This is a genomic window from Tessaracoccus sp. SD287 (assembly GCF_017355265.1).
Taxonomy (GTDB): Bacteria; Actinomycetota; Actinomycetes; order Propionibacteriales; family Propionibacteriaceae; genus Aestuariimicrobium.
Genome location: NZ_JADIJQ010000002.1, coordinates 139,798 through 159,105, shown reverse-complemented (window position 1 = coordinate 159,105; position 19,308 = coordinate 139,798). Strand labels below are relative to the sequence as shown.

Here is a 19,308-nt window from a genome sequence, read left to right as displayed (position 1 = left end):
GCGTGGTGATCACCCTGGTCCTCACCGGGTGCGCCGCAGGTGCCAATGAGTATGCGGGGTCTGGGTCACCGGCGGCAGGCAGGGCGCGTCCGTGACCTCGATCTGCCACGGCGAGGGGGTCTTGGTGTAGCCGGCGAACTGTGAACCGACCAGGATGTCGACCACGCCGTCGGTGATCCCGTCCTCGCGGATCTCGGCGCCCACCAGTTGCGCGGCCACCAGGCGCACGGCCGGGTCGTCCTTGCTGACCCCCACCACGGTGGTGGCCACGACCTTCTCGTCGGTGTTGTCGACCACGTCAACGATGAATCCGCGCGCCTTCATGGTGCGCGAGACGTTGGACGCGAGCCCCTGGGTGCGGCTGCCGTTGTAGATGTTCACGGTGATCTTGGTGCTCGAGAGGATGGAGCCGACCTGTTGCGGGGTGCATGACGGGACCGGCACCGGCGGTGGGGGGGCGGTGACATTGCGGTAGCCCCAGCGGGCGCCGAAGTAGAGGATCGTCAACAGCAGGAGCAGCGTGAGCGGGGTGCTCACCAACCGGGCAACGCGCTTCCACTCAACACCCTCCACAGATCGGCTCCCGTTCCGTCAGCGCAGTTCGAGCACGCGGGCGTGCATGGTCTGACGCTGCTGCAGTGCCGCCCGCAGGGCGCGGTGCAGTCCATCCTCGAGGTACAACTCACCGCGGTAGGCGACGACGTGGGCGAACAGGTCGCCGTAGAAGGTGGAGTCGTCCTCGAGGAGGGCCTCGAGGTCGAGCGTGCGCTTGGTGGTCACGAGTTCGTCGAGCCGCACCTGGTGAGGAGCGATCGCAGCCCACTGCTTTTGTACGTACCCGTGGTCGGGGTAGGGACGCGTATCGCCGACTCGCTTGAAGATCACTCTGCGAGCTTACCCAACCAACCCGTGCCGGGTCATCCGAACAGGCTGTCGTTGCCAAGGTGTGACCCTTCGCGAAGGTGACTGTGACAACCTAGGAGCCATGAGCGAGCAGCCGTCGGACGCCGTCGTCGAACAGATCACCCGCGGGTACACCTTTGAGGGGGCCTCGATCGACCTGGGTGTGCTGCTGCACGACGACCAGTCGGTGCCCAGCACGCCGGTGCCGGGGACGCGCATTCGCATCCCGTTGTCGATGCTGAACCGCCATGGTCTGGTCTGCGGCGCGACCGGCACCGGCAAGACCAAGACCCTGCAGGTGCTGGCCGAACAGATCTCGGCGGCGGGCGTCCCGGTCTTCGCCGCCGACATCAAGGGGGACCTGTCCGGGCTGGCCTCCCCCGGCGAGTCGAGCGAGAAGCTGCTTCAGCGCACCCGCTCCATTGGCCAGGACTGGCAACCACAGGCCACCCCCGTGGAGTTCTTCGCACTCGGTGGGGACGGACTCGGCGTGCCCCTGCGGGCCACCATCAGCGCCTTCGGGCCGCTGTTGTTGTCCAAGGTGATGGAGCTCAATGACACCCAGGAGTCGACGCTGAGCCTGGTCTTCCACTTCGCCGACACCACCGGGTTGCCGCTGCTCGACCTGGCCGACCTGCGGGCCGTGCTGCAGTACCTGACCAGCGACGAGGGGAAGGATGAACTCACCAACCTGGGTGGCGTCTCCAAGGCCACCGTCGGAGTGATCCTGCGCAAACTGGTCGAACTGCAGCAGCAGGGCGCCGACGAGTTCTTCGGTGAGCCCGAGTTCGACACCGCGGACCTGATGCGGGTCATCCCCGACGGCCGTGGGGTCATCTCGCTGCTGGAACTGCCGAACCTGCAGAGCCGCCCTGCCTTGTTCTCGACCTTCTTGATGTGGCTGCTTGCCGACCTCTTCAGCGAACTGCCCGAGGTCGGCGACATCGACAAACCCAAGCTGGTGTTCTTCTTCGACGAGGCCCACCTGCTGTTCAGGGACGCATCCAAGGCCTTCCTGGAGTCGATTGCTCAAACGGTGCGGCTGATCCGTTCGAAGGGGGTCGGGGTGTTCTTCGTCACCCAGTCGCCCACCGACGTGCCCGACGAGGTGCTGGCCCAACTCGGCTCGCGTGTCCAGCACCAGCTGCGGGCCCACACCCCGAAGGATGCCAAGGCGCTCAAGGCCACCGTGGCCACCTTTCCGATCAGCTCCTACGACCTGGCCGAACTGTTCCAGGGTCTGGGCACCGGTGAGGCGGTGATCACCGTGATGGACCCCGACGGCGCGCCCACTCCGGTCGCCCCGGCCCGCATCCTGGCCCCCAGGACGCTGATGGCACCCACGCCTGCCGAGGTGCTGGAGCCGGGCATCCGCGGCTCGGCGCTGATGGCCCGGTATGGGGCCGAGATTGATCGTGACTCGGCCTACGAGATGCTGACCCGCAAGCTCGAGCAGGGCGCCCGCCAGGCCGAGGCCGAGGCCTACCAGCAGGAGCAGCAGCAGGCCCAGCGACGCCCGGCACCGGCGCCGGCGCCGACCCGGTCGCGCCAGGGCCGCCCACCCCGCCCCGAGCCGTCAATGATCGAGAAGGTCGCCAACTCCACCGCCTTCAAGCAGATGGCGCGCACCGCCGGACGTGAGATCGTCCGCTCGATCTTCGGCACCGGACGCCGCCGCTAGTCGCGTGCTTCGTCCTGGCCCCTCCCAGATCCAAGGCTGTGAGGTCTGCCTCGTCCCCTGCACCAGCCACTTGCCCGTGAACGTGACCGTTGCCCCTGTCCGGGAACAGGGGCAACGGTCGTGGAGTAGAGCAAGTATCGCGAGAAGGCGATGTCTACTTCATCGTGCCCTGGCTGACCGAGCCCTGCAGCTGGCGCTGGAACAGCACGTAGACGACCAACACCGGCAGCACCGTGATCACCACGGCGGCGAACAGTGCACCGAAGTCGACGTCGTAGCCGGCCGCGGAGGCGAACCTGGCCAGCCCCTGCGACAGCACGTACTTCGACTCGTTCGTGTTCAACGCCACCGGCAGGAGGAACTGGTTCCACAGACCGAGGAAGTTGAAGATCGCGACCGAGGCCAGACCGGGCTTGGCCATCGGCAACATAATCGAGAAGAACGTGCGCCAGTCGCTGGCGCCATCGATGGCAGCCGCCTCGCTGATCTCGTAGGGCAGTGACCGGAAGAACGCATACAGGAAGAACACGGTGAACGGCAGGGCGAACGCCACGTAGACGACAATCAGGCCCGGCAACGTGTTGAGCAGCCCGAACCCCTGCAGGATGAAGAACAACGGAACGATGGCCAGGAAGACCGGCACCATCAGGCCCGCCAGCAGCGCGAAGTAGATCAAGCGTGCTCCGGGGAACCGGAATCGGGCCAGCACGTAGGCGCACATGGCACCCAGCAGCATCACCAGGAACAGTGCCGAGCCGACCACGATGACCGTGTTGAAGAAGTAGCGTCCGATGCCGGCCGTCTCCCACGCGGCGACGTAGTTGGAGACGTTGAAACTGGTCGGCAGCGAGAACGGGGAGGAGAAGATCTGGCTGGTGGTCTTGAACGAGGTCATCAGCGTCCACACCATCGGCGCGATGACGATGATCGTCCAGATCACCAGCAGGGCGTGGGCCACGGTCGCGAACGTCTTGTCCCCGGGGGTGGACGTCGGGTGCCGGGTGGCGACCTCGGCGGTGTTGAGGGTGCCGACGGAGCGGCCAGTCGTCGTGGTACTCACATCGTCACCTGGTCCTTGCCGCCGGTGAGGCGGTTCACGGTGAACACGATGGCGGCGAACACGGCCGTCAGCAGACCCATCACCACACCCATCGCGCACGCCACTCCGAACATCTGCTTGTCGAACGCCGTGGTCATCAGGTACTGGGCCATCACCAACGTCGAGTTGTCGGGGCCGCCGAACGGGTTCAGCGCCTGCATGTAGACGTAGGCGTCGATGGCCATGATTCCGAGGTAGATGTAGGCCGTCTGGACGTTCTCGCGGATCAGCGGCAGGGTGATCGTCCACGCGGTCCGGAACCGGCCGGCGCCGTCGATGCGCGCCGCCTCGTAGATCTCGGAGGGAATGCCCTTGATCGCGGCGATGAACAGGATCATGTAGAACCCGATGAATCCCCACACCACGATGAAGATCGTCACCGGCATGGCGGTGTTGACGTCACCGAGCCAGGGGAAGCTCTCGAAGCGTTCGAAACCCAGACTGGTCAGCACGCCATTGACCACACCCGCGCTGGGGTCGAAGATCTGGCCCCACATGATGCCCACCACGATGGCGGGGATGGCGTAGGGGAAGAACGAGATGACCCGGTAGAAACCGGCTCCTCGCAGACCCTTCACCTCGCCGACGCTGCGCCCGGCCACGGTGATCATCGTCGCCAGGATGAGCGAGAGCACCACGATGAGGAAGGGCAACAGGATGGCCAGCAGCACGTTGTTGCCCAGTGCCTTGAGGAACAACGGGTCCTTGGTCAACCGGACGTAGTTGTCCATGCCGACGAAGTCCATCTCACGGGAGAAGCCGCCCCAGTTGGTGAACGAGTAGCCGACGGCCTGCACGAACGGCGAGACCACGAAGATCGCGTAGAGCGCGAGGGGGAGGCCGAGGAAGACCAGGAACAGACTGACCCGGTCAAAGGAGAGATTCTTGACGCCCTTGCGGCGTGGTGGTGGAGGCTCTGCGGCCTCGACGACTTCGGGGGCGAGCGGGTTCAGCGTGGTCATCGGTGCCCTTCGCTGTCGGGGACGGCAACCGCCGTCCAAGAAGGTGTGGTGAACAGGGGATATCCCCCCGCATGTCACTGCGCGCGGGGTGGACACCCCGAAACGCCCGTCGACACTGCAGGGTTCAGCCGGGTGGACCGGCCGCACAGCGGGTCAGCGTGTCGACGGGCGTTCAACGGAGGTGAGGTTTCACCTGGCGGTCACTCGATGGTGATCTTCTTGATCGAGGAGTCGTTCTTGACCCGATCGCTGATCTGCTGCAGCCCCTTGGTCAGGGTCGCCGTGTCCGACTGCCCGGCCATGAAGCTGTTCAGCAGCACCAGCTGCTCCTTGTTCATCCCGTAGTAGAAGATGAAGCGCATCGAGAAGGTGTTGTCCCCGGCTGCGGCGAGCATCTTGCTCTGCGACTGCAGAGCGGTGGAGCCGAAGCCGTCCTCGGGAACTGTGTCCTTGACGATGGTGGGAGCCAGGCGCGTCTTGGCGAAGTTGGTGGCGGCCTCCTTCGACAACATTGCGCGCAGCACCTCCTTGCCGCCGGCACGGTTCTTGGCCTTGCTCGGGACGATGAAGCCCTCGCCAGCCTCGGCGCGGATGGCCTCGTAGCCCAACTTCGGCGAGCTTGTGACGGTGAGTTCGGGAACGCCCATCATCTTGAAGCCCTCCTTCGTCTGGGACTTCATCTCGTTCTCGATCCAGGCGCCGGACGGGTAGAGGAGCGCTTCCTGCCCGTTCGACCACTGGGCCTGGGCGGCGGTGAACTGGGTGCCATTGCCACCCGGCTTCACGTAGCCACGCTTGATGATGTTCTCCATGGCCTTGAAGACGTCCTGGATCGGCTTCTGCGACCAGGCGTTGGGCTCCAGGTTCTCCAGGGCCTTGCGGACGTCGAGGCCGCCCTCCTTGTAGGCGGAGGAGATCATCGAGGTCAGGTAGTAGGTGGCGGCTTCCTTGCCCCACAGGTACAGGAACTTGCCCTTCTCCTTCGCCTTGGCACCGAGTTCGGTGGCCTCCTCGTAGGTCTTGGGCGGGGTCCAGCCGTTCTCCTCGAACATTGAGGCGGAGTACCAGACGCCGTAGAGCGACAGGACGTAGTTGAGCACGGCGAACTTGCCGTCGTAGGTGCCGGGGCCCTTGACGCCGGCGAAGACCGTGTCCTTGATCGGCTTGCCCTCGTAGTTGTTCGCCTCGAGGATGTCGTCGAGGCTCTCGAGCTGGTCGACGATCGAGCCGAAGCCGATGAAGCCGGCGCCGGAGTTGTCGATCAGGTCGGGCGGGTTGCCACCGACGAAGCGGGGCTGCAGCTCCTGGGCGATCTGGGTGGAGGGCTTGACCTCGACAGTGACGTCGGAGAACTTCTTCTTCATCTCGCCGGCGGCGAAGTCGACGTAGTCGGTCTTGTACCCGCCGTTGAAGATGACAGCCTCGACCTTGGTGCCGGCCGCCAGGCCGAACGGGTTGTCGCTGGACGTGTCAGTGGTGCTGGCCTGGTCGGTGGGGGTGTCGCTGGATCCCCCGGCGCAAGCGGCGAGTGGCGCGATGGCTGCGGCGGCGATGGCGCCGCCCATGACTCCGCGGCGACCGATCTTGGATTGCTGCATCAGTGCTCCTGTATGCGTTCTGGATGGGGGCACCGGACCATCACCGTCGAAGGCCGTTCCCACACATGCTGTGACAGGCACAGTAGCCCCGAAACGCCGGAAACTGCAGACCCATCCCCGCCAAGCGCCGCGTTTCGTCACCAAGCCGTGACGTAGTTGCAGCAGCATTGAGCGATCGCTCACTCCGAGCGACAATTGCGAGGGCAAGGTGGCTTTGTGTTGAGCGAGCCGGGCTGCTCAGTCCTCGGCGAGGAGTTCCAGGACGCGCGGCTTCACCTGTTCGCCGAGCAGTTCGATCGAGCGCAGGGCCGCCTCGTGCGGCAGGGTGCCGTTGGAGTACTTCACGTCAATGCGTGACAGTCCCAGTTCCCTGACCACCCTGGCCATTTTGCGGGCCACCGTCTCGGGTCCACCCACGAGCAGGTTGCCCTCGGGCTGCAGCGCGGCATCGAAGGCGGCCCGGCTGTAGGCGCCCCAGCCACGCTCGGCACCCATCTTCAGCATCTGGTCGCGGTAGTGGGGGAACAACAGGTCGGCCGCCTGCTCGTCGGTCTCGGCCACCAAGCCGTGCAGGTGGGCCGCCACCGGCAGCCCCGGCCGCTCGAACTGCTGCAGCGCGCGGTGGTACAGGTCGACCAGCGGACGGAACCGTGCCGGCTCGCCGCCGATGATGGCCAGCATCACGGGCAGGCCGTACTGGGCGGCGCGCACCACCGACTGCGGGGTGCCGCCGACCCCGACCCAGGTGGTGATCGGGGTCTCGGCCGTGGGGAACACCTGCTGGTCCTCGAGCCCGGCGCGGGTCTGTCCCGACCAGGTCACCGGGTCGCCGGACAGCAGTTCGACCAGCAGGTCGAGGTGTTCGGCGAAGAGCAGTTCGTAGTCCTGCAGGTCGAACCCGAACAGCGGGAAGGACTCGATGAACGAGCCCCGCCCGGCAATGATCTCGGCGCGTCCCCCGGACAGGGCCTGCACCGTCGAGAACCGTTCGAAGACCCGGACGGGGTCGTCGGAGCTCAGCACCGTCACCGCCGACCCCAGCTTGATCCGCTCGGTGGTGCTGGCCAGGGCCGCCAGGACCACCTCGGGGGAACTGATTGCGTAGTCGACGCGATGGTGTTCGCCGACCCCGAAGAAGTCGAGACCCACCCGGTCGGCGGTCTGTCCCTCGGCGAGCACGTTGCGGACCACCTGTGCGTGTGACAGCAGGCCGCCGTCGGTTCCGCTGGTGATGTCACCGAAGGTCTCGACACCAATTTCGACGCTCATGCTGGCTGCTCCCTGTGCTGTTCCGTGGCGGATATCTAGTTGAACTAGCAACTACAGGTGGGTATTCCCGTGGCCGGCCCGGGGCGGGTCAGCCGTCGGCGCGCAGGCGTCCTGCGTACTTCTCCTTGAGCGCGTCGTTGTGGGCGTCGCCCCCGGGGACGTTGGCCGAGATGTAGACCGGGGGAGTGATGCCGCGGGCCAGCAGACGCTCGGCGATGCCCAGGGTCAGCAGCTGGGCGATGAAGGCGCCGGTGATCGAACTGATCGCACCCATGGTCATGCCGTCGGTGACCTCCAGGGTCGAGTCCCCGAAGGGGGCCAGGTTGTCGATGGTGACGTCGGCGAAGTCCTTGAGCCGCTTGCCGGTGGGGTGCTTGGGCTCGACGGCATCGGTGTGCTCCAGGCTGGTCACGACCACCAGGGGGTGCCCGGCCTGCTTGACCTGTTCGGCGACACCCACGATCGATCCGTTCACCCCGGAGTTGGAAATGATGATGAACGCGTCCCGCGGGTCGCGCGGGTGCTGGGCGAACACGTCGGCGGCCACGTTCGGGTCACGCTCCAGGCCGGCGCCGCTGAGCACCGAGGCGTCCCGGTCGCCGTACAGCACCAGGTTGCGCAGTGCCATCCGGGAGGTCGGGATGAGACCGCCTGCCCGCCCAGCGATCTCCATCGCGAAGGCCTCGGAATGTCCGGTGCCGAAGGCGGTGATGACCCCGCCATTGGCGACGGCGTCGGCCAGCAGGTCGGCCGCGCGGGCGATGGGTCCGTCGTGGGCGCTGGCGGTCAGGAGTGGCAGGCGCTGGGTGACCTGTTCGAGGAAGAGATCAGGGGTGGTGGACACGTCTTTGTTCCTTTCGGGTTGACCCGCCAGACTCTAGTAGGCATCACCACGGCGGTGACCAGCGAAGGAGGAGCAATGACGATCCCCGATGCGCGAACCGGCGACGACGGCACCCCCACCCGGCACCACGGGCGCACTGTCATCGGCGTCGACGCCGGTGGCACCGGCACCCGGGCCGTGCTGCTCGACGAGACCGGACGCGTGCTCTCACTGGCGAAGGCCGGCCCCGGCAACCCGACCTCGGCAGGTCTCGAGCTGGCGGTGGCCAACAATGTGTCGGCCTGCGTCCAGGCGCTGCTGGGGGCGCCCGATCCGGTCGAGCCACCGAGTGTGCTGGCGCTGTGCATGGCGGGTGTGCTCGCGGTCGGCGGTCGCGTCCCCGAGATCGACGTTGCCCTGGCCGCTGCCGGGCTGGGGGGCCGCACCGCCTTCAGGGGCGATGTGCTGGGCGCCTACTTCTCGGCCACCGCCGAGGCAGACGGGGCCGTGCTGATCGTCGGCACCGGCGCCACCGGCGCCCGCATCAAGGACGGGGAGTTCGCCGCCATGTCCGACGGCCTGGGGTGGTTGATCGGCGACGAGGGCTCCGGCTTCTGGATCGGCCAACAGGTCGTCCGTGCCGTGTGTCGAGCGCTTGACCACCGAGGCCCGGACACCGCACTGGTTGACGCCCTGATGGGCATCATCGACGTCACCCCCGGCCTGGTGCAGGGCTGGCGCGACGAGCGGCTCATGCACATTCTCACCTGGGCCTACGGTGGTCGTCCGGTCGAACTGGCGGCTGCCGGCAGGCTGGTCTCCGAGGTCGGCGACGACCCCGTCGCCCAGGGCATCATCGCCCGGGCCGCCGAGTACCTGGTCGCCAATGTCGCCTCGGTGATGGGCCAGCACACCGATGGCCCCGTCGTGCTCGGCGGCAGCGTGGTCGACCCGTCCTCGCCGGTCGGCCGACTGGTCGCCGCAGAACTCGGCGACCGGGTGCTGCACGCCAAGGACGGTGTCGCCGGTGCCGGGCTGATCGCCCTGCGCGAACTCGGGGTGCCAGCCGACGCCGACGTCCTGACCCGCATCACCGCCGGACTGGCCGCGTTGCGACACTGAACGATGTCACCGACGGTGGTCAATCTCACATCTGGAAATTGTCACCGGGTGAGAATGTCCATGGCCATGGACGCCGATCCGACGTAGCGTCAAGGCATCGCTTCGCCAAGGACGGTGCAAGGACGCGCCCTCCTTGCCAACCCAGGAGGACGCATGCGCGCGGTACAGGTCGTGGGATACCACCAGAACCTCGAAATGAAGGACATTCCGGAGCCCGAACTACAAGGCCCGCTCGACGTGATCATCAAGATCGGTGCCGCAGGCGTCTGCCGCACCGACCTGCACATCCTCGAAGAACAGTGGGCACCCAAGACCGGCGTCGCGCTGCCCTACACCATCGGCCACGAGAACGCCGGCTGGGTGCACAAGATCGGTGAGGCCGTCACCAACGTCAAGGTCGGCGACAAGGTGATCCTGCACCCGCTGCTCACGTGCGGCCAATGCCGCGCGTGTCGTCTCGGCGACGACGTGCACTGCGAGTTGCAGCAGTTCCCGGGCATCGACACCGACGGCGGCTACGCCGAGTACCTGCGCACCTCGTCGCGGTGCTGCGTGAAGCTGGACGATTCCCTGGAACCCGCCGACGTGGCAGCGCTGGCTGATGCCGGCCTGACCGCCCAGCATGCCGCCGCCAAGGCCTCGAAGCTGCTGCGCCCCGGCGACTTCTGCCTGATCGTCGGTGCCGGCGGCCTCGGTCACATCGGCATCCAGGTCATGAAGGCGATGAGCAGCGCCACCCTGGTCGTCCTGGACCGCAACCCCGAGGCGTTGACGCTGGCCACTGAACTGGGGGCCGACCACGCCATCCTGGCCGATGGAAGCCACGTCGACAAGGTCAAGGAGCTCACCGGTGGTCATGGGGCCCAGGCCGTCCTGGACTTCGTGGGCGAGGGCGGTGCTACCGCCGAGAACGTCTCGATGTTGCGGCGGGCCGGTTTCTACTACGTCATTGGCTACGGCGAGAACATCAACGTGCCGACCATTGACATCATCTCGACCGAGATCAGCTTCATCGGCAACCTGGTCGGTTCCTACTCCGACCTGCAGGACCTGATGGCGCTGGCGGCCCAGGGCAAGGTGAAGCTGCACACCCAGAAGTACTCCCTGGACGAGTTCCAGCAGGCCATCGACGACCTGGATGCCGGCAACGTGCGGGGGCGGGCGATCCTGATTCCCTGAACCCGAACGCTTTGCGCGGCCCGTCCCGGCGCCCCCCCACGGGCTCCGGGACGGGCTGTGCCCGGGAACGGTGGTCGACGACCACCACCCGCGGGGGTGGCCTCCTGCGCTCGACAGTCCCTGAACCTGCCCTGAACTGCCCGCGGGCGGGGGGTCGGGCTGGCAGGCTGGAAGGGTTCAGGGGCGCAGGCCCCGCCCTCACGAAGGAGTCACCAGTGGGACTGTTCGACAAGCAGAAGAAGTCCGAGTCCGCCGGCGCGTTGTCAGACGACGTGGTCACCAAGCTGGTGTCGCAACTGATGGCGGCCGGTATCGACGGTGTGGGTCCGCTCAAGTCGGCCCAGGCCGTCGCCGACAAGGCCCGGGCGAAGGCCGCCGGGAACACCGAGGCTGCCATCAAGGACGTCGTGGGTGACCACGTCAAGGCCGCCACCGCCGGGGGCTTCGTCACGGGTCTGGGCGGATTCTTCACCCTGCCCGTCGCGTTGCCGGCCAACCTGATCGAGTTCTACGTGCTCGCCACCCGGATGTCTGCCGCCGTCGCCCACCTTCGCGGATACGACCTGGCCCGTCCCGAGGTGCGCGCCGCCGTGCTGCTGGTGCTGACCGGAGCCAAGGCCGAGGAGGTGCTGCGCAAGGTCGGGATGGGTGGTGCGTTGGGTGGCTCGATCACGCAGGTGGCGCTCGGCAAGCTGCCCGCCGCCGCGCTGATGGTGATCAACAAGGGCGTCGGTTTCCAGATCGCCAAGTCGACCACCACCAAGCTGCTGCCCAAGCTCGGCAAGGGCATTCCGGTCGCCGGTGGTCTGGTCGGGGGCAGCCTGGACGCGTGGATGATGAACCGCATCGCCAGCCATGCCCGCAAGGAGTTCCCGAAGATCTGAGATGGGTGACACACCGGGGCGAAAGACTCGCGAAGAATGGCCTGCAGCCCTACCGCGACTGGCGTGATGGTGCTAGTCCGGAGGTGACGATCATCGTCGATTCGTCGTCCTCTGGAAGGGAGACGACCATGTTGCGTCCGGTGGACCGCCCTGTGGCCGCGGCCCGGAAGAAGTACCTGTTGATGGCAGATGCCTTCGTGATCTCGGGGGCGCTGTTCATGGTGTCGATGGGGGGCCTGGGACTGGTGTTCCGGGAGCCGTCGACTGCTTCGGAACTGCTGAGCCAGCTCGCGCTGATGCTCTCGCTCGCGAGCGGCCCGTTGGCCGCCTGGGTCCTGCACGGCAACCGGGTGAGGTGGGTGACCATCGCCGGCGTGGTGCTGGGTCTGGTGCTGGGTCCTGTCGTGGTGGGCCTCGGGTTCGGTGCGGTCTTCGTGGTCGCACGGTTCCTGGTCGATCCGGTGATCCGCTCGCTGTTCGATGGGCTTCCGGAGGGTCCGTGGGGGCTGGTGGCGTTGGGGGCTCTGGCCACGGTCGCCTTCCTCGGCTCGTCGCTGTTCGCGGCCGCACGTGACCTCGGCAGCCGATCGACGCCGCCTCGACGACGTCTTGGCGTGATCCGTCTGGGGCTGACGCTGCTCATCGTGGTCGTGATCGTCGCCTCGGTCGTGGTGGGCGGCGAGGGGGCCGAGGTGGGGATGTTCATGGTGCCGTTGGCCGCCGGTGGTGCCGCCACCGCCTGGGCGATCGCCTGGTTGGAGGGCAGGCAGGCGCGCACCTGACAGACTGGGCACATGCCTGTGCTCTTCGTTGACCTGGACGGAACCCTGGCCGACCGCGACGCCGCCGTGGCCCGCTGGGCGGCCGAGATCGTCGCCGACCGCGGACTGCCGGCGTCCCTCGTTGATGCCGTGATCGCCGCCGATGGACGGGGGCTGCGTCCCAAGCCACAGGTGGCAGCAGACCTCGTCGGGCTGCTCGGACTGTCGGACCAGGAGTCGAGGACCATCATCGAGGACCTGCGCGCCGGGGTGGTGCGACACGTCGCGCTGGTGTCGGATGCCGAGCCGGCCCTGGCCCGGGCACGGAAGGCGGGATGGACGATCATCATCGTCACCAATGGCGCGACCCACCAGCAGCAGGCCAAGCTGGACAAGCTCGGTGTGGCCCCCATGGTCGATGGCTGCGTGATCTCCGAGGCCTGTGGGGTCGAGAAACCCGACCCGGAGATCTTCCGCCTCGCCCTGTCGACGGTGCCGGGCACCGACAGTCTGGGTGCGTGGCACATCGGGGACTCTGCCGAGGCCGACATCCAGGGTGCCCACGACTTCGGCATTCGCTCGGTTTACCTGCGACACGGCCGCGACTGGACGCCGGGCATCGCGGCACCCACGGCCTTCGCCGACAGCTTCGGCGAGGCCGTCGACGTGGTGCTCGCCAGCACTGACCTTCCGTCGGGGTCCTGAACTGGGCATGTCGGCCCTGGCCCGGGGTGCCAGCAGGCGTGTGTACCTGGGTACTGGTCACCACCTGGATCGGTACCTGCGGCCCCTGTGGTCGCTCCACGTGTCGCCATAGCGTCGATGGCAGACGAAAGGAGCGCACATGATTACCGCTCAATCCCTGACGAAGCGCTACGGCGACACGGTCGCCGTGCACGGTCTTGACTTCACCATCGAAGCAGGCAAGGTCACCGGTTTCCTCGGACCCAATGGGGCCGGAAAGTCGACCACCATGCGGATGATGGTGGGTCTTGACACACCCTCGGCCGGCATCGTGACGATCAATGGGTGCAGGTACCGCGACATGTCGGCACCGCTGCGTGAGGTCGGCGCCCTGCTCGACGCGCGGGCGGCCCACCAGGGGCGAACGGCCTACAAGCACTTGCTGGCCATCGCGGCCACTCATCGGATCAGCCCCGGCCGGGTTCACGAGGTCATCGAACTGGCCGGCCTGGCATCGGTCGCCGACAAGCGGGTGGGTGGGTTCTCGCTGGGCATGGGGCAGCGGCTGGGCATAGCCTCCGCGCTGCTCGGTGACCCCGGCACGATCATCCTCGATGAACCCGTCAACGGGCTCGACCCGGAGGGAATCCTCTGGATCCGGGCACTGCTGCGTCAGTTGGCGCAGGACGGGCGCACGGTGCTGCTGAGCTCACACCTGATGAGCGAGATGACCCAGACCGCTGACCACCTGATCGTCATGGGGCGCGGGTCGATCCTCGCCGATGGCCCCATCCGTGAGGTCATCGACGGTGTAACCCATGCCATCGTCCGAGTTCGGACACGCCAGGTCGACCGGTTCGTCGCGGCCATCTCGGCGCCGGGGGTCACGGTCACGACCGCCTCCGACGGGGCGATCGAGGTTGCCGGAAGGACGGCAGAACAGGTGGCCGACGCGGCTGCTGCCTCGGGAGTCGTCCTGCATGAAGTCGTCACGGTGGAGGGCTCCCTCGAGGACGCCTACCTGGCACTGACGGCGGGAGCGATTGAGTACCGCTCGGCCACCACCTCAGGAATCGGAGCACACGCATGACCAGCATCGTCGTCCATCCGGACAACTCGACCCGGCCCGAACGCTCGGGCGACGGCATCGAACGGGTGCGCTTCAGCGACCTGCTGCGCTCGGAGTGGATCAAGTTCACCAGCCTGCCCTCGATGCTTGTCGGTCTCGCCGGCATCGTCGCCATCGGCGTCGGCAGTGCCTTGTTCCTGGCCGTGACCCTGGCCTCCTCCGGTCCGCCCTCCACGCCCAACCTCGACACGACCATCTTCGAGATCACGATGGGCACCGTGATCCTCGGTCAGATCATTGCTGGCATCCTCGGCGTGATGTCAGTGGGCGGGGAGTACTCCTCGGGCACGATTCAGTCGACCCTCATGGCCGAGCCGACTCGGGTGCGAAGCCTGCTGGCGAAAGCCGTGATGCAGTTCGTGATCCTGACGGCGACCGGGCTGATCACTGTCCTGGGCGCCTGGGCCGTCAGCTACTCGAGCTACGCCGAGTTCGGCCTGGCCGCACCCCTGGACGCCCCCGGTGTCGCCTTCGCGCTCCTCAGCGCCGCCTGCTACCTCGGAATGTGCGCCATCTTTGGGGTGGGCATCACCGCGCTGGTCCGTTCGACGACCACAGGAGCCATCGGTGTCTTCGTCGTGACGCTGCTCGGTCCCGTGCTGAGCGCAGTGCTGCCGCAGGGTCTCATCGCGCAGGTCGTGCGCATGTTCTTCCTCGGCACCATGGGTGACGCCATGCGCCGTATCCTTCCCGAGGGGCCCTTCCTGGACGTGTCGAGCGGACACATCAGTCCCCTGGCTGCGTGGGCACTGGCTGGGGCATGGGCGCTGGTCGCCCTGGTCGCGGGAACGATCGCACTGCGGAAGAGGGACGCTTGATGGACTCTGCGCCGGACCACGCCGTCCGGGATGCGCGGTGGGGCACCGGAGTCGCGGTGCCCCGCCGTGGCGCGCCCGATGGGCCGGGCCGACCCACCAGGGACGGCCTCGGCATGGATGCTGTGGCCATCGGTGGTTACCTGGTCCTCGCCGTGGGATTCGGCTACCTCTCGCTCGAACCACCACACGACAGTCCGTTCTGGGTGATGGTGCTGCTGCTGGGCGGCGGCATGGGAAGCCTCCTCGTTCGTCGGCGGTGGCCCAGGATCGCCTTCGCCGCTGCGCTCGCGCTGATGCTGATGTCGTTCGTGGCCGGCACCGCCGCCGAGGCGATCCTGGTGGTCATGTCCCTGCTCACGGCTGGCATCTTCCACAGCGCCCGGGCGGCGTGGCTGTGGTTGGCAGCCACTGTGCTGGCCGCAGCCGCCGGTGCCGCCATCATGAGCCACCGCATCCGTTTCGGACCGGCGCTGTGGGGCACCATCCTCCCGTCCCCGACCCGGGACCCGGTCGAGGGCTGGGTGAACGTCTTTGTGCTCAGCAGTGCGACGGCCGTCATCGTCACGCTGCTCGGGCTCAACATCGGTCACCGCCGACGCCACCTGGCCGCCCTGGTGGAGCGCTCGGAGCAGATGAAGCGTGAGCGCGACCAGCAGGCCAGCATCGCCAGTGCCCGCGAGCGTGAGCGCATCTCGCGGGAGATGCACGACGTGATCGCCCACAGTCTGGCCGTCATGATCGCGATGGCCGATGGCGCCGAGGCGATGGCCGTGCGTCGACCCCAGGAGTCGCGAGAGGCGATCGGCCGGGTCGCCGAAACGGGCCGACGCACCCTGGACGAGGTCCGGCGACTGCTCAGGACCGTGCGCGAGGAGGACGGCTCCCTGCTGCCCGGGCAGGATCCCCAGCCTGGTATCACGCAGGTACCGGCGCTCGTCGAGCAGTTCCGGGCGTCGGGTCTGCAGGTGCGTCTGGAACTGAGCGGATCGGTCCGCGATGACGCGGTGCTGGGATTGACCGTCTTCCGCATCGTCCAGGAGTCGCTGACCAATGTGTTGCGCCACGCGCGCGGGGTGCGTGACGTCCTGGTGCGCCTGGACCTGGCCGACGAGGAGGTCACGATCCTGGTGGAGGACACCTCCGATCCTGCTGCCCCATCGACCGACCCGGGCCGCGGTCTGGTCGGTGTCCGCGAACGGGCCGCAATCTACGATGGGTCGGTGCAGACCGGCCCCCGTGATGGCGGCGGGTGGCGGGTGTTCGTGCGGCTACCCCTTGAGGAGCGATGAGAGTGTCAGGACGAATTCGTGTGCTGCTGGTCGATGACCAGGAACTGATCCGGTACGGATTGCGCCTGGTGCTGGAGGCCGAGGACGACATCGTCGTCGTCGGCGAGGCCGCCGACGGGGAGGAAGCCGTCCGAGCGGCAGCGAGACTGACAGCCGATGTGGTGCTGATGGACGTCCGGATGCCGGGAATGGGTGGCATTGAGGCGACCCGGCGGATCACGGCCGGGCTGCCGGACACGCGAGTGCTCGTCATCACCACCTACGACCGCGACGAGTTCGCCTTCGGCGCGCTGCGGGCGGGGGCGGCTGGCTTCCTGCTCAAGAACGCCCAGCCAGCAGAACTGGTCGCGGCAATCCGCACCGTCATGTCTGGCGATGCGGTGGTCTCGCCGCGCATCACCACGAAGCTGATTGAACTCGCCGTTCCTCACCTGGCGGGTGCGCAGACCGGCGACGCCGACGAGGAGTTGGCCGTCTTGTCCGATCGCGAGCGGGATGTCTTCCTGCAGGTGGCCCGTGGTCTCACCAACACCGAGATCGCGCACACGCTGCACCTCAGCGAATCCACCGTGAAGGCGCACTTTGGTCGGATCCTGACAAAGCTGGGTCTGTCGAGCCGTGTCCAGACAGTGATTTTGGCCTATGAACTCGGGGTGGTGGGACGCGGCTCCAGCCAGAACTGAGCGCCGGCGCCCGCGGTGGGACGAGTCAGCGCCCCAGCACCTCGGCTGCCACCAGCGGCACATTGGTGATCAGCGCGTCGGCGCCCTGGTCGACCAGGCGGCGCATCACCTCGGGGTCGTCGATCGTCCACGGATGCACCGCGACCTCGGACTCGTGCGCCCGCTGGATCTCGTCGACGGCCAGGCTTCCCCAGAACGGATGCAGGGCAGTGGCACCGAAGGAGCGCGCGTAGTCCCAGGCACGGACCATCCGCTCCACGAACAGCACCCCCAGCGGTGCCTCGGTGCCCAGGTCGGCCAGGGTTGCCAGCGAGCGGTGGTTGAACGAGGAGTAGACGATGCGTTCGCGGGCCAGCCCCTTCAGGCGGGAGGCGCCCAGGACGGCCTCGGCGGCGGCCTCCATGCCCGGGTAGTCGACCAACGTGTTCTTCAGTTCGACATTGACGCGCAGGTCGGTGTCGGCGACCAGGTCGTAGACCTCGGCCAGCGTCGGAATGCGGCTGGCGAAGCCGTCCATGCCGTTGGCGAAGGTGAAGGCGCGCAACTGGTCCAGGGTCATCGTCTCGATGGCTCCCGAGCTTGTGCTGGTGCGGTCGATCGTCTCGTCGTGGCAGACCACGACCACCCCGTCGGCGGTCAGCTGGACGTCGAGTTCAATCCCGTCAGCCCCTTGTTCGATGGCGAGCTCGAAGGCCTCCAGGGAGTTCTCGGGGGCTTCGGCCGACGATCCACGGTGGGCCCAGATCTGCGTCATGACGGTTAGGTTACCCCCCGGCCCGCGCCAACCCGAACTGCGCGACTAGGCTGTCGCCAACCCATCCAGATGCCGACGCGGGCACTGGTCCAAGGAGGTTCAGATGTCAGATTCACCGCTGGTCATCGCCGTCGACTCATCGACCACCAGCACCAAGGCCATCATCGTTGATGCCACGGGTGCGGTGCTCGCCGAGGGACGTGCCGAGGTGCCCATGAGCACCCCCAAGGTCGACTTCTACGAGCAGGACCCCCGCGAGTGGTGGCGCACCACCAACGGCGCCATTAGCCAGGCGGTGTCCAACCTGTCCGGCAGCAACCGGGCCCGGATCAGCCACATCTCGTGCACCATCCAGCGCCAGTCGTTCGCGCTGGTCGACGACTCCGGACAGCCACTGCGTCCAGGAATCCTCTGGCTGGACGGCCGCGCCGCCGAACAGGTGCGCCGACTCGGTTCGGAGGAACTGCACGTGCTGTCCGGCTTCCAGCCCGACGTCACCCCGTCCTTCTACAAGATGGCCTGGCTGCGTGACCACGAGCCCGAGATGATGGACCGCGCCGCCAAGGTCGTCGGTGTCCACGCCTATCTGGTCTACGCGATGACCGGAAAGTGGATCGATTCCCGCGGCGCCGCCGACAGCCTGGGCCTGTTCGACATGTCCAAGCAGGAGTTCTCGGACGAGTTGCTCGACCTGGTCGGGCTCCGTCGGGAACAGTTGCCCGAACTGGTGGACCCCATCAGCGAGATCGACATCGTGCTGCCGTCGGTCAGCAAGGGCTGGGGCCTGTCCCAGGAGGTCACCCTGGTGGCGTCCTGTGGCGACGGCCAGGCAGCAGCCCTCGGAGCCGGGGCCATCGGCACCGACGAGGCCTACCTGAACATGGGCACCGCGCTGGTCGCCGGCGTCCACTCGCCGACCTACGAGCACGCAGGGGTCTTCCGCACCGACGCTGCCGGGCTCCCCGGACAGTACGTGCTGGAGATCGTGCAGAACTCCGGCGCCTACCTGGCCGGCTGGTTCCGCTCGGAACTCGGGGATCCCACGCTGCAGGGCAAGCCTGACCCGGCGCTGGAGGCCGCCGCGGCAGCGGTCCCCGCCGGCTGTGGTGGTCTGGTCACCCTTCCGTACTGGAATGCGGTGCAGTCTCCCCACTGGGACCCCATCGCCAAGGGCGCGGTCATTGGTCTGGCCGGTGCGCACAATCGTGGCGTGATGTACCGCTCGGTGCTGGAAGGCATCAGTATCGAGATGGCCAGCAACCTCAAGGGGCTGCAGCAGACCACGGGTGTGCCATTGACCACCATCCGGGTGGTCGGCGGCGGGCAGCGTTCCCCGCTGTGGCGCCAGATCATGACCGATGCCTGCGGGGTGGGCCTGACCGAGGTCAACCAAGAGGAGGTCTCGGCCATGGGCGCCGCGGTGATGGCGATGTCGGCCGCCGGGGCGCACTCGTCCACGGAGGAGGCAGCCAAGGCGATGGCCTCACTGGGTTCGACCAGCGAGCCCAACATGGAGGTCCACGAGCGCTACAACGAGCTCGGTGCCATCCAGGCGCAGGTCTACCCGGCAATGAAGGACATCTTCGAGGCGCAATACGCGTTCTCCAAGAAGTACCCGATCAACGACTGATCCGGACCGCATTTGCCCGCGTTGCAGCGATTTACCCTTG

Annotated in this window: 19 protein-coding genes; 11 read left to right on the top strand and 8 right to left on the bottom strand. The window is 67.2% G+C overall.

The annotated features are described in order from the left end of the window. Positions 1–21: 21 nt before the first annotated feature. Together IPV09_RS01770 and IPV09_RS01765 are read right to left on the bottom strand one after the other, a co-directional pair. A complete protein-coding gene (locus IPV09_RS01770; RefSeq protein WP_207473239.1) occupies positions 22–537 on the bottom strand; it encodes a LytR C-terminal domain-containing protein in 516 nt (171 codons plus the stop codon). Between the two features lie 54 nt (positions 538–591). Further along, positions 592–885, bottom strand: coding sequence for a type II toxin-antitoxin system VapB family antitoxin (locus IPV09_RS01765; RefSeq protein WP_207473238.1), 294 nt, complete (start codon positions 883–885; stop codon positions 592–594). Between the two features lie 100 nt (positions 886–985). Between IPV09_RS01765 and IPV09_RS01760 the strand changes: the two genes are divergently transcribed. Then, entirely contained in the window at positions 986–2,584 is a 1,599-nt protein-coding gene (locus tag IPV09_RS01760) for a helicase HerA-like domain-containing protein (protein ID WP_207473237.1), read from the top strand. A 154-nt stretch (positions 2,585–2,738) separates the two neighbouring features. On the opposite strand, the gene IPV09_RS14530 is transcribed toward IPV09_RS01760, so the two are convergent. The 5 genes from IPV09_RS14530 to IPV09_RS01735 all read right to left on the bottom strand — a co-directional run bounded on the left by IPV09_RS14530 (position 2,739) and on the right by IPV09_RS01735 (position 8,356). Next, positions 2,739–3,644: a carbohydrate ABC transporter permease gene (locus IPV09_RS14530; RefSeq protein ID WP_370590178.1), complete on the bottom strand. Its 906-nt coding sequence runs from the start codon at positions 3,642–3,644 to the stop codon at positions 2,739–2,741. Next, positions 3,641–4,645, bottom strand: a complete 1,005-nt coding sequence (locus IPV09_RS01750) for a carbohydrate ABC transporter permease (RefSeq protein ID WP_207473236.1) — start codon at positions 4,643–4,645, stop codon at positions 3,641–3,643. The genes IPV09_RS14530 and IPV09_RS01750 overlap by 4 nt, the downstream gene beginning before the upstream one ends. Positions 4,646–4,845: 200 nt before the next feature. Continuing rightward, complete coding sequence (ngcE, locus tag IPV09_RS01745; protein WP_207473235.1) at positions 4,846–6,243, bottom strand: N-acetylglucosamine/diacetylchitobiose ABC transporter substrate-binding protein; 1,398 nt, start codon at positions 6,241–6,243, stop codon at positions 4,846–4,848. 237 nt (positions 6,244–6,480) lie between these two features. Further along, a complete protein-coding gene (locus tag IPV09_RS01740) occupies positions 6,481–7,512 on the bottom strand; it encodes an LLM class flavin-dependent oxidoreductase (protein WP_207473234.1) in 1,032 nt (343 codons plus the stop codon). A gap of 88 nt (positions 7,513–7,600) precedes the next feature. Further along, positions 7,601–8,356 (bottom strand): SIS domain-containing protein, encoded by a 756-nt coding sequence (locus IPV09_RS01735; RefSeq protein ID WP_207473233.1) that lies wholly within the window; start codon positions 8,354–8,356, stop codon positions 7,601–7,603. 75 nt (positions 8,357–8,431) lie between these two features. Here IPV09_RS01735 and IPV09_RS01730 point away from each other — a divergent pair, with 75 nt between their 5' ends. The 9 genes from IPV09_RS01730 to IPV09_RS01690 all read left to right on the top strand — a co-directional run bounded on the left by IPV09_RS01730 (position 8,432) and on the right by IPV09_RS01690 (position 16,884). Further along, a complete protein-coding gene (locus IPV09_RS01730; RefSeq protein ID WP_207473231.1) occupies positions 8,432–9,457 on the top strand; it encodes an N-acetylglucosamine kinase in 1,026 nt (341 codons plus the stop codon). A 153-nt stretch (positions 9,458–9,610) separates the two neighbouring features. After that, positions 9,611–10,636, top strand: coding sequence for an NAD(P)-dependent alcohol dehydrogenase (locus IPV09_RS01725; RefSeq protein ID WP_207473229.1), 1,026 nt, complete (start codon positions 9,611–9,613; stop codon positions 10,634–10,636). Between the two features lie 215 nt (positions 10,637–10,851). Beyond that, positions 10,852–11,520 (top strand): EcsC family protein, encoded by a 669-nt coding sequence (locus IPV09_RS01720; protein WP_207473227.1) that lies wholly within the window; start codon positions 10,852–10,854, stop codon positions 11,518–11,520. Between the two features lie 128 nt (positions 11,521–11,648). Beyond that, positions 11,649–12,302, top strand: coding sequence for a hypothetical protein (locus tag IPV09_RS01715; protein ID WP_207473225.1), 654 nt, complete (start codon positions 11,649–11,651; stop codon positions 12,300–12,302). Between the two features lie 12 nt (positions 12,303–12,314). After that, positions 12,315–12,986 (top strand): HAD family hydrolase, encoded by a 672-nt coding sequence (locus tag IPV09_RS01710; RefSeq protein ID WP_207473223.1) that lies wholly within the window; start codon positions 12,315–12,317, stop codon positions 12,984–12,986. A gap of 139 nt (positions 12,987–13,125) precedes the next feature. Then, entirely contained in the window at positions 13,126–14,055 is a 930-nt protein-coding gene (locus IPV09_RS01705; RefSeq protein ID WP_207473221.1) for an ABC transporter ATP-binding protein, read from the top strand. Continuing rightward, the gene (locus tag IPV09_RS01700) at positions 14,052–14,912 is read left to right on the top strand and encodes an ABC transporter permease (protein WP_207473219.1); all 861 of its coding nucleotides are present in this window, start codon (positions 14,052–14,054) and stop codon (positions 14,910–14,912) included. The genes IPV09_RS01705 and IPV09_RS01700 overlap by 4 nt, the downstream gene beginning before the upstream one ends. Then, a complete protein-coding gene (locus IPV09_RS01695; protein WP_207473218.1) occupies positions 14,912–16,201 on the top strand; it encodes a sensor histidine kinase in 1,290 nt (429 codons plus the stop codon). Before IPV09_RS01700 ends, IPV09_RS01695 begins: the two co-directional genes overlap by 1 nt. Before the next feature lie 2 nt (positions 16,202–16,203). Then, positions 16,204–16,884 (top strand): response regulator transcription factor, encoded by a 681-nt coding sequence (locus tag IPV09_RS01690; protein ID WP_207473216.1) that lies wholly within the window; start codon positions 16,204–16,206, stop codon positions 16,882–16,884. Between the two features lie 25 nt (positions 16,885–16,909). Here IPV09_RS01690 and IPV09_RS01685 read toward each other — a convergent pair whose 3' ends face one another. Continuing rightward, positions 16,910–17,638 carry a glycerophosphodiester phosphodiesterase gene (locus tag IPV09_RS01685; RefSeq protein ID WP_207473214.1) on the bottom strand — a complete coding sequence of 243 codons (729 nt, stop codon included), beginning with the start codon at positions 17,636–17,638 and terminating at the stop codon, positions 16,910–16,912. Positions 17,639–17,741: 103 nt separating this feature from the next. On the opposite strand from IPV09_RS01685, the gene IPV09_RS01680 reads away from it, so the two are divergent. Further along, positions 17,742–19,268 carry an FGGY-family carbohydrate kinase gene (locus IPV09_RS01680; protein WP_207473212.1) on the top strand — a complete coding sequence of 509 codons (1,527 nt, stop codon included), beginning with the start codon at positions 17,742–17,744 and terminating at the stop codon, positions 19,266–19,268. The last annotated feature ends 40 nt before the right edge of the window (positions 19,269–19,308 follow it).

What these genes read in the sequence shown, in the direction of transcription:
- IPV09_RS01760 (WP_207473237.1), top strand. Translation starts at nt 986, where the DNA reads ATGAGCGAGCAGCCGTCGGACGCCGTCGTCGAACAGATCACCCGCGGG.
- IPV09_RS01750 (WP_207473236.1), bottom strand. Translation starts at nt 4,645, where the DNA reads ATGACCACGCTGAACCCGCTCGCCCCCGAAGTCGTCGAGGCCGCAGAG.
- ngcE (WP_207473235.1), bottom strand. Translation starts at nt 6,243, where the DNA reads ATGCAGCAATCCAAGATCGGTCGCCGCGGAGTCATGGGCGGCGCCATC.
- IPV09_RS01740 (WP_207473234.1), bottom strand. Translation starts at nt 7,512, where the DNA reads ATGAGCGTCGAAATTGGTGTCGAGACCTTCGGTGACATCACCAGCGGA.
- IPV09_RS01730 (WP_207473231.1), top strand. Translation starts at nt 8,432, where the DNA reads ATGACGATCCCCGATGCGCGAACCGGCGACGACGGCACCCCCACCCGG.
- IPV09_RS01725 (WP_207473229.1), top strand. Translation starts at nt 9,611, where the DNA reads ATGCGCGCGGTACAGGTCGTGGGATACCACCAGAACCTCGAAATGAAG.
- IPV09_RS01715 (WP_207473225.1), top strand. Translation starts at nt 11,649, where the DNA reads ATGTTGCGTCCGGTGGACCGCCCTGTGGCCGCGGCCCGGAAGAAGTAC.
- IPV09_RS01710 (WP_207473223.1), top strand. Translation starts at nt 12,315, where the DNA reads ATGCCTGTGCTCTTCGTTGACCTGGACGGAACCCTGGCCGACCGCGAC.
- IPV09_RS01705 (WP_207473221.1), top strand. Translation starts at nt 13,126, where the DNA reads ATGATTACCGCTCAATCCCTGACGAAGCGCTACGGCGACACGGTCGCC.
- IPV09_RS01700 (WP_207473219.1), top strand. Translation starts at nt 14,052, where the DNA reads ATGACCAGCATCGTCGTCCATCCGGACAACTCGACCCGGCCCGAACGC.
- IPV09_RS01695 (WP_207473218.1), top strand. Translation starts at nt 14,912, where the DNA reads ATGGACTCTGCGCCGGACCACGCCGTCCGGGATGCGCGGTGGGGCACC.
- IPV09_RS01685 (WP_207473214.1), bottom strand. Translation starts at nt 17,638, where the DNA reads ATGACGCAGATCTGGGCCCACCGTGGATCGTCGGCCGAAGCCCCCGAG.
- IPV09_RS01680 (WP_207473212.1), top strand. Translation starts at nt 17,742, where the DNA reads ATGTCAGATTCACCGCTGGTCATCGCCGTCGACTCATCGACCACCAGC.